This is a genomic window from Pedococcus sp. P5_B7, from assembly GCF_054049895.1.
On the sequence record NZ_JBFULM010000001.1, the window covers coordinates 611,660 to 619,948 of the forward strand.

The 8,289-nt window shown below is 72.1% G+C and carries 10 protein-coding genes; 5 read left to right on the forward strand and 5 right to left on the reverse strand.

All coding sequences use genetic code 11. The features are described 5' to 3' along the window. The first annotated feature begins 46 nt into the window (after nucleotides 1-46). Genes ACXJKD_RS02795 through ACXJKD_RS02810 form a run of 4 tightly spaced genes read left to right on the forward strand, consistent with a single transcriptional unit; the run spans nucleotide 47 to nucleotide 3,043 of the window. Nucleotides 47-820, forward strand: coding sequence for a prolipoprotein diacylglyceryl transferase (locus ACXJKD_RS02795; RefSeq protein ID WP_457252803.1), 774 nt, complete (start codon nucleotides 47-49; stop codon nucleotides 818-820). Continuing rightward, nucleotides 817-2,406 carry a radical SAM protein gene (locus ACXJKD_RS02800; protein WP_457252804.1) on the forward strand — a complete coding sequence of 530 codons (1,590 nt, stop codon included), beginning with the start codon at nucleotides 817-819 and terminating at the stop codon, nucleotides 2,404-2,406. The genes ACXJKD_RS02795 and ACXJKD_RS02800 overlap by 4 nt, the downstream gene beginning before the upstream one ends. Continuing rightward, entirely contained in the window at nucleotides 2,403-2,705 is a 303-nt protein-coding gene (locus tag ACXJKD_RS02805; RefSeq protein ID WP_457252805.1) for a hypothetical protein, read from the forward strand. The genes ACXJKD_RS02800 and ACXJKD_RS02805 overlap by 4 nt, the downstream gene beginning before the upstream one ends. Nucleotides 2,706-2,716: 11 nt before the next feature. Further along, nucleotides 2,717-3,043 carry a hypothetical protein gene (locus tag ACXJKD_RS02810; RefSeq protein ID WP_457252806.1) on the forward strand — a complete coding sequence of 109 codons (327 nt, stop codon included), beginning with the start codon at nucleotides 2,717-2,719 and terminating at the stop codon, nucleotides 3,041-3,043. A gap of 117 nt (nucleotides 3,044-3,160) precedes the next feature. Here the strand turns inward: ACXJKD_RS02810 and ACXJKD_RS02815 are convergent, their stop codons facing one another. Next, a complete protein-coding gene (locus tag ACXJKD_RS02815; RefSeq protein ID WP_457252807.1) occupies nucleotides 3,161-4,021 on the reverse strand; it encodes an SDR family NAD(P)-dependent oxidoreductase in 861 nt (286 codons plus the stop codon). Then, complete coding sequence (locus tag ACXJKD_RS02820; RefSeq protein ID WP_457252808.1) at nucleotides 4,005-5,498, reverse strand: flavin-containing monooxygenase; 1,494 nt, start codon at nucleotides 5,496-5,498, stop codon at nucleotides 4,005-4,007. The genes ACXJKD_RS02815 and ACXJKD_RS02820 overlap by 17 nt, the downstream gene beginning before the upstream one ends. 52 nt (nucleotides 5,499-5,550) lie before the next feature. Here ACXJKD_RS02820 and ACXJKD_RS02825 point away from each other — a divergent pair, with 52 nt between their 5' ends. Next, nucleotides 5,551-6,195 carry a TetR/AcrR family transcriptional regulator gene (locus tag ACXJKD_RS02825; RefSeq protein ID WP_457252809.1) on the forward strand — a complete coding sequence of 215 codons (645 nt, stop codon included), beginning with the start codon at nucleotides 5,551-5,553 and terminating at the stop codon, nucleotides 6,193-6,195. Here ACXJKD_RS02825 and ACXJKD_RS02830 read toward each other — a convergent pair. The 3 genes from ACXJKD_RS02830 to ACXJKD_RS02840 all read right to left on the reverse strand — a co-directional run. Beyond that, nucleotides 6,178-7,155 carry a Ppx/GppA phosphatase family protein gene (locus tag ACXJKD_RS02830; RefSeq protein WP_457252829.1) on the reverse strand — a complete coding sequence of 326 codons (978 nt, stop codon included), beginning with the start codon at nucleotides 7,153-7,155 and terminating at the stop codon, nucleotides 6,178-6,180. The two genes, ACXJKD_RS02825 and ACXJKD_RS02830, sit on opposite strands and share 18 nt — an antisense overlap. Nucleotides 7,156-7,171: 16 nt before the next feature. Continuing rightward, the gene (locus ACXJKD_RS02835) at nucleotides 7,172-7,687 is read right to left on the reverse strand and encodes a DUF501 domain-containing protein (RefSeq protein WP_457252810.1); all 516 of its coding nucleotides are present in this window, start codon (nucleotides 7,685-7,687) and stop codon (nucleotides 7,172-7,174) included. After that, nucleotides 7,684-8,289: FtsB family cell division protein (locus ACXJKD_RS02840; RefSeq protein WP_457252811.1), on the reverse strand; the 606-nt coding region annotated here is incomplete at its 5' end. The genes ACXJKD_RS02835 and ACXJKD_RS02840, both read right to left, overlap by 4 nt.

Genomic DNA, 8,289 nt, shown 5'->3' on the forward strand with positions numbered 1-8,289 from the left:
CCATGACGCGTGCCGGCACCCACGACCTCGGAAGGGAGGGGTGTCGGTGGTTCCCACGGTGTTCGGGGTGGACGCCCACGCGGTGTTCGTCGCGCTCGGCGTCCTGACGGCCCTCGCGGTGTTCGCGGTCGAGGCCCGTCGGCGCGGGACGACGGACGAGCGCCTGCTCATCGTGGTCACCGGAGGCCTCGTGGGCGGAGCGGTGTTCATGCGGCTCGGCACGTGGCTCCAGCACCTCGACCTGCGCCAGAACGCCTCCCTCACGGAGCAGTGGGCCTACGGCAACCGCAGCATCCTCGGCGGCCTGGTCGGGGCGTGGGCCGGCGTGCACATCGCCAAGCGCCTCAGTGGCTACCGGCCCCGCACCGGTGACCTCTTCGCGCCGGCGGTCGCACTGGGCATGGCCGTGGGCCGGGTCGGCTGCCTGCTCACCGAGCGTCCCGGCAGCCCCACCGGGACGTCGTGGGGGATCACCGTCGACGACGCTGCCGCCGCGCGCACGGGCGCGCCGGCCGGCATACCCCTGCACCCGTCGTTCGTCTACGAGATCGTCTTCCACGCCGCGGCCTTCGCCGTCATCTGGTGGTGGCTCCGCCACCGCCGCGTGCCGAGCGGTGAGCTGCTGGTCTGGTACCTCGGCGCCTATGGCGTCGCCCGCTTCTTCCTCGAGTACGTCAGGGGCAACGAGGTCGCCTGGCTGGGGCTGACCAGGCCGCAGCTCTTCCTCGCCGTGACCGTGCCGTTGATCCTCGCGCGGGTGGCAGTGCAAGCGCGTCGCGGCGCCTACCACGGGCTGCGGCACGAGACAGTGGTCGCGTGAGCACCCGCACCGGACCCGGTATGCCGCTGCGTGGCGACCGCATCCACCGTTACGTCAACGCCTTCTGCCCCCTGTGCCACGAGGAGCGGCCCGACCGCCCCCTCACGGAGGTGCACCGACTGTCCGGGTGGCTCGTGGAGCGCGAGGGTCGGATCTGGCTCGAGCGCGGGTGTGCGTCCCACGGCCTGGTGCGCACCCTCTACGACGAGTCGCCCGAGATCCTGAGCTACCTCGAGCAGTGGACCGCCCCCACCAAGGTGCACACGCCCGACCTGGCCGGGAACTTCGCGCCGGTGCCGGCTGCCTACGCCGACGGTCTCCCCGAGATGCAGACCCAGCACACCTGCATCCTGCTCGAGGACCTGCTGGACCACTGCAACCTCAAGTGCCCGACCTGCTTCGCCGCCTCGGCGCCGGCCCTCGCGTCGGTCGTGCCGCTCGACCAGGTGCTGGCCTCGGTCGACGCCCGGCTGTCGCGGGAGAATGGCCGGATCGACGTGCTCATGCTGAGCGGGGGCGAGCCGACCCTGTACCCGTGGCTGCCCGAACTGCTCGACGCCGTGGCGACCCGGCCCATCGTGCGGGTCCTGGTCAACACCAACGGGATCGCCATCGCCAAGGACGACGCGCTGCTCGACCTCCTGCGCAGGCACCGCGACCGGGTCGAGGTCTACCTGCAGTACGACGGCGAGTCGGCGCAGGCCTCCACCCACCACCGGGGTGCCGACATCCGCCGGTTCAAGGAGCGGGCGATCGACCGCCTGTCGGGCGCCGGAATCTTCACCACCCTGACGATGACCGCCGCACTGGGCGTGAACGACGACGAGATCGGGTTCGTGGTCAAGCGCGCCCTCGACACCCCCTACGTCGGCGGCGTGACGATCCAGCCGGTGTTCGGCTCCGGCCGCAGCGCCGGCATCGACCCCCACGACCGGCTCACCCACACCGGCGTCCTCGCCCGGCTCGACGGGCAGACTGCCGGGCAGGTGACCTGGCGCGACCTGACCGCCCTGCCCTGCTCGCACCCGCACTGCTGCTCGGTGGGCTACCTCCTTCGTGACGACTCCGGGAGCTGGCGCTCGCTGGTCTCGCTCGTCGGCCCCGAGCGGCTCAAGCAGTGGCTCGACCTCGAGCCCGACGTGCTCGCCAACCGCATCGCCGACGACGCCCTTCCCGCATCGCTGCGATCAGCCGTCAAGCAGTCACTGCTCGACCTGCTGTCGGAGCAGTCCTCGCTGTCGCACCCGTCGATGGCCGGGATCTGGCGCGACGTCTGCAGTGGGTGCGACCTGGGCATCGGCACCCTCGCGGCCCTGGCCGCCGGTCGACTCCCCGGCCAGCGCGAGAAGCTCCGCTCCCTGCTGGGCGAGCGCGTCCTGCGGATCACCGTGAAGCCGTTCATGGACATGAACACGATGATCGAGGAGCGCCTGACCCAGTGCTGCGTCCACGTGGCCACGGTGAGCGACGACGGCGGCCACCAGTGCGCACCGTTCTGTGCCGTGCAGGCCTGGGCACCCCTGTCGCGGCAACGGATCTCGACTGCCGTCGGCCTCCCGCTCACCTCGACCAGGGCTACGCCATGACCGGCCCGGACCCGCGCCAGGTGGCGCCGCCGCACGCCGCGCAGGGCGATCACGAGCCGACGGCCCCCTACGACCCGCTGCGACTGTGCGTCTTCGCCACCATCGCACTGCTGGGGTGGGCCCTGGGACCAGTGGCGCTGCTCGGGTTCGCGGTCCTCGCCATCGTCGGCTACGCCAAGGCACGGCGGGGTGGGCTGCTGCGCTCGCGCTGCAAGCTCGGCGACACCCGCCTGGTCCTGCTCTACCTCACCGTGCTCGCCGCGGCGGCGTGCATCGGCATCTATGCCTGGATCGACTGAGGGGAACGCTCATGACACAGCCGGCTCGGCGACGGGGACGCTCCAACGTCGCGAAGTTCTGGATCGGGGTGGCCCTGTGCATCCCCGCGCTGTTCCTCGTGGGTGGGCTGGAGTCCCTCCCCACGGTCGTCGGCAATGCGGTCAACCTCCCGAACGAGCTCAGCACCATCGCGACCTTGGGGCTCAACGTCGGGCTGCTGGCGGCGTTCATCGTCGGCCTCGTGCGCGAGAGCACGCGCTTCATCATGGTGGGCATGCTCGCCGGGCTGGCGATCGTGTTCGTCCTCGCGGCCGGGGCGTGCGTCGTGCTGTTGGTCGGGCTCAGCAACCCCAACTGACCCGTCCTGCCCCCGTCCTCGAGATTTGGGGCCAACTGGCCCCCTTTCCAGGCGATCTGCGCGACGTGGCCTGGAAAGGGGGCCAGTTGGCCGACTTTCCACGGGGACCGCGCGAACTCATCGCCGCCCGGCCTTGGCAGCCCTGGCGGCGGACCTCTGGTTGAGCCGACGGTGACCGGTCGCCTGCCCCTGGATGACCGCCCGCGCCACCGGCGGCGCATAGCGCACCAGGCGCCACATGAAGTGTGCGAGGAACCCCACCGGGATGACTGCCTTGTTCGCGGCGAGGCCGTCGACTGCCGCCTTCGCGGTCTGCTCCGCCGTGAGGAACTTCGGCTGCATCAGCCGGACCCGGGCCCGGACGCTGCTCCCCCCGAAGCTGTCGGGCGCGGCATACACGTCGTCGAGCAAGGGTGTGTCGACGAAGCCCGGGCACAGCACGCTCACCTGCACGCCCTGGCTCGCAGCCTCCGCGCGCAGCGCCGTCGAGAGCCCCACCACGGCGTGCTTGGTGGTCGTGTACGGCAACATCGCCGGGGCCGGGATCAGGCCCGCGAGCGAGGCGGTGTTGAGGATGTGACCGCTGCCCTGCGGGCGCATCACCTCGTATGCCGCCGTGACCCCGTTGATCACGCCGCGCAGGTTCACGTCGAGCGCCTTGGCCCAGTGCCGCTCGTCGAGCTCCTCGAGCAGGCCCCCGATCGCGACGCCGGCGTTGTTGACCATCACGTCGAGGCGACCGTGCTCGGCGGCAACCTTCCTGACCAGGGCGGTGACGGCTGCCGCGTCCGCGACGTCGAGCGTGGCTGCGCTGGCCAGCGGGCCCAGCTCGCCGGCGGCCCGGACCGCCCCGGCGCCGTCGAGGTCGGCGACCAGGACGTGGCTGCCGTGGGCGACGAGCTCAGCGGCGATGGCACGGCCGATACCTGAGGCAGCCCCCGTGACGATCGAGACCTTGGGCTCAAATGCCTTGCGCATCAATGGATTCCTTCGCTGGGGAGTGGAGGCTGACTGGTTCGAACTGGGAGTCGTCCACCGTGCGGGTGCGGAGCCAATAGCCGAGGGTCGAGCCCGGCCACAGGGCGGTGTTGTTGCCGAACCGGTCGAGGTACCAGCTGCGGCAGCCGGTGGCCCAGATCGTGCGACGGGAGCGCCGCACCATCTCGCGGGTGAAGGCGTCCTGGGCCTGTCGGGTGGTGACCCGGGGACCAGCCGCGCCCCGGTCGATCGCCTTGAGCACGTAGTCGCTGGCGAACTCGATCATCGTGACGACGCTGTTGTGGCCGAGCCCGGTGTTGGGTCCGAGCAGGAGGTAGAGCTCGGGGAAGCCCGCCACGGTGATGCCGAGGTTGGTGTGCATCCCCTCGCTCCAGGCGTCGGCGAGGGTGCGTCCGCCGAGACCGCGGACGTCGATGCGGTCGGTGCTGCCACTCACGTCGAAACCCGTCCCGAGGACGAGCACGTCCACCTCGTGCCGCGTGCCGTCGGCCGTGACAACCGCGTCGGGCTCGACCCGCACGATCGGGTCGGTCACGAGGCTGACGTCGGGGCGGGCGAAGGTCGGCCAGTAGTCGTTGGACAGCAGGATCCGCTTGCAGCCGATCCGGTAGTCGGGGGTCAGCGCGGCCCGCGTCACCGGGTCGGGGACTGCCGCAGCCAGCTCACGCAGGGCGATCCGCTCGACGAACCGCGCCAGCCCCGGGAGCCGGACGAACAACGGGGCCCTGGCCTCCAGCGACCAGTAGGTCCGCCAGCGCACCAGCCGCTGCAGGGTCGGCCAGCGCGCGAAGAGGCGTTGCCGCGTGGGGCTCCATTCCTGGTCGTGCTTGGTCATCGTCCAGGCCGCGGTCCGCTGGAAGACGGTGGTGTGGGCTGCGACGGGCGCGGCCTCGGGGACCAGCTGCACGGCACTCGCCCCGGTGCCGACGACGCCGACCCGCCGACCCGCCAGCTCGGTCCCCTCGGGCCACCTGGCGGTGTGCGCCAGCTCGCCGGCGAACGACTCGAGCCCCTCCAGATCGGGGAGCCTCGGCTCGTGCAGGGCTCCGACGCCGAGGACCACGGCGTCGCAGGTCCACTGGCGACCGTCGCCGGCGGTCAGGGTCCAGCGGCCGGTCGACTCGTCGAACTCGGCCGCGCGCAGGTCGGCGCCGAACTCGATCCGGTCGCGCACGGCATACCGGTCGGCGACGTGGCGCAGGTAGGACCAGATCTCGCCGGCCGTCGCGAAGTCGCGGGACCACCTCGGGAACTGGGCGAAGGAGAAGGAGTAGAGCCGCGACGGGACGTCGCAGGCGCAGCCTGGGTAGCGGTTGTCGCGCCACGTGCCACCGACCTCGTCGGCCTTCTCCAGGACGACGTAGTCGTGGTCGCCGCGCTGGGCGAGGCGGATCGCCAGGCCGAGCCCGGAGAACCCGGTGCCGACGATGACCACCCGGTGGTGAGGTGTCGCCATGGCGCCAACTTACCATCAGTAAGTTTGGTCGCCGCCACGGTAGAGTTGCCGCGTGCCGCCGAGTCCCCAGCCGCCCATCGCCACTCCCGCGCCGCGCGTGCGGATGCCGCGTGCCCAGCGCGAGGAGCAGATCCTGCGCATCGCCGAGGAGGTCTTCGCGGAGCGGGGTTTCCAGGCGACCACGATGGAGGACATCGCCGAGCGGGTAGGGGTCACCAAGCCCCTGATCTACGAGTACTTCGGCTCCAAGGAGGGCCTGCTCTCCGCCTGCGTCACCCGGGCGCGCACCCAGCTGCGGGTGGCGACCGAGGCGGCCTGGCAGGAGGTCGGCGCCGACGCACCGCTCGAGGTGGTGTTCCGCGCCGGGGTCCGCGCGTTCTTCGAGTTCATCGACGAGCACGCCAACGCATTCGTCCTCATCCAGCAGGAGGGGGCGGTCGCCTCGCAGGCCAGTCCGCTCATCGAGAGCATCCGCGAGCAGCAGTCCGCGGCGACCATGGCCACCTTCCGCAAGGCGCCTGCCCTCGCGGGGGTGCCCGACCGGCTGCTCGAGGGCTACGTCGAGGTCATCATCGGCGCGTGCGAGCGGGTCGCCGTGTGGCGCACCCGGCGACCCGGGGTCTCGACGCAGGAGGCGACCGACATCGTCGCGTCGACGGTGTGGACCGGGCTCGACGCCCTACTCCCCCGTCGCTGAGTCCGGCGGCCTCGCTGACGCTGCCGCTGAGAGCGCGATCCCGTCGAGGATGTCGTGCTCCGACGTGATGACCCGGTGCACGCCCAGACCGGCCAGCCTGCGCACCACCTCGTGCCAGATCAGTGCCCCTGCCCCGATGACGTCGACCCGGCCCGGGTGCATGAACCCCAGCGCCGCCCGCTCCGCGCGGGTCAGGTGCAGCAACGACTGACAGGCCGCCAGGACCTGGTCGGAGTCCAGCTCGGTGAGGTGGATCCGCTGCGGGTCGTAGGCGGCCAACCCGAGCGCGTGGGCGGTGATCGTCGTGACGCTGCCGGCCAGCCCGACCAGCGCCCCGACCCCCGCGAAGTCGACCACCTCGGCAGCACTGTCGATCGCAGCATCGATGTCGCGCACTGCTGCCGCGATCTCGGTGTCGGTCGGCGGATCCGACCGCAGGTGCCGCTCGGTCATCCGCACGCAGCCGATGTCGACCGAGCGCGCAGCCTCGACCGAGTCGGCGCCGCGGACGAACTCCGTCGAGCCACCACCGAGGTCCACCACCAGATACGGACCGGGTATGCCGCGTGCCCGCAGCTCGCCCGTGGCTCCCCGGAACGAGAGCGCGGCCTCCTCGTCACCCGAGATGACCTCGGGCGCGATCCCGTAGTGGGAGAAGGCTTCCCGCACGCCGACCACGAACTCGTCGGCGTTCGACGCGTCCCGTGACGCGGAGGTGGCCACGAAGCGCACCCGCTCCGCGCCCAGCTCACGGCACTGCGCGGCATACTCACGGGCCATCGCCAGCGTGCGCTCCATGGCGACGGGGTCGATCCGGCCGGTGCGGTCGACGCCGTAGCCGAGCCGCACCACCTCCATGCGACGCGCGACGTCGACGAGGGTGCCGCGGTCCGGGTCGACGTCGGCGACCAGGAGGCGGATCGAGTTCGTGCCGCAGTCGACTGCAGCGACGCGGGTCACCGCACCCATGACGCGCTCACTCCTCGCCATCGGCGGCCGGAGCAGCCACGCAGGAGCCCGACGCCCACCAGTCGTCGAGCAGGGCCAGGGACTCGTCGCCGAGGGGGTTCACGCCGGGGCCGACGGCCAGCGAGTGGCCGACCAGCACGTGGAGGCACTTGACGCGGGTGGGCATGCCACCGGCGGAGATGCCCTCGATCTCCTCGACCTGGCCCAGCTCGGCGCGACGCGTCAGGTAGTCCTCGTGGGCCGCGGCGTAGGCGGCCGCGAGGTCGGGATCGTCGGCGAGGCGGTCGCTCATCTCCTTCATCAGCCCGGTGGACTCGAGCGTCGAGATCGCGCCGGTCAGCTTGGGGCAGGTCGCGTAGAAGGTCGTGGGGAACGGCGTGCCGTCGGGGAGGCGCGGCTCGGTCTTGAGCACGTCGGGGTGGCCGCAGGGGCAGCGGTGGGCCACGGCGGCCACGCCCCGCGGGACGCGACCGAGCTGGGCCTGCACCGCGTCGAGGTCGGCCTGGGTCGGCTGGTCGCTCACTTGGCCGGGGTGCCGGAGGTCGTGCCGGAGGTCGCACCGGTCGCGGCCGGGCCGGCGTCGGCGACCTGCACCGACTCCCAGAGCTGGCCGTACCACGGGTGGTCGCTCGAGGCCGCTGGCGCCGTGGCCACCCCGGGCAGCGCCTTGGCCGAGGGCTTGCCGTCGATCACGGTGTAGGACTTCTCGCCGACCTTGACGAACTTGAGCCGCTCGCGCGCCTGCTGCATCACGTAGGCGTCGTCGTGCCAGCGGTCCTGCTCCTTCTGCAGGTCGCTCACGCCCTGGCGCTGCTGGCTGACCTGGCCGCGCAGGGCGTCGATCTCGCCCTGCTGGCGCAGGTAGGACCGCAGGGTCGGGACCAGGGTGACCGCGAGGAGCACGAAGATCGAGGCGAGCACCACCACGCGCATCACCCCGCGGGAGCTGCGCCGCTCGGGCGGGAGCGGCGAGCCGGCCACCTTGCGGGCCGTACCCGAGGCGGTGGCGCGGGAGCGACCCGGGCCGGCTCCCGGTCGGGCCGACGCCCCCCGCGCCGTGCCGGGTCGCCCGGTGCCGGCGCGAGGGGTGGTCGACCGGGGCGCCGTGGTGGACCGGGTCGAGCT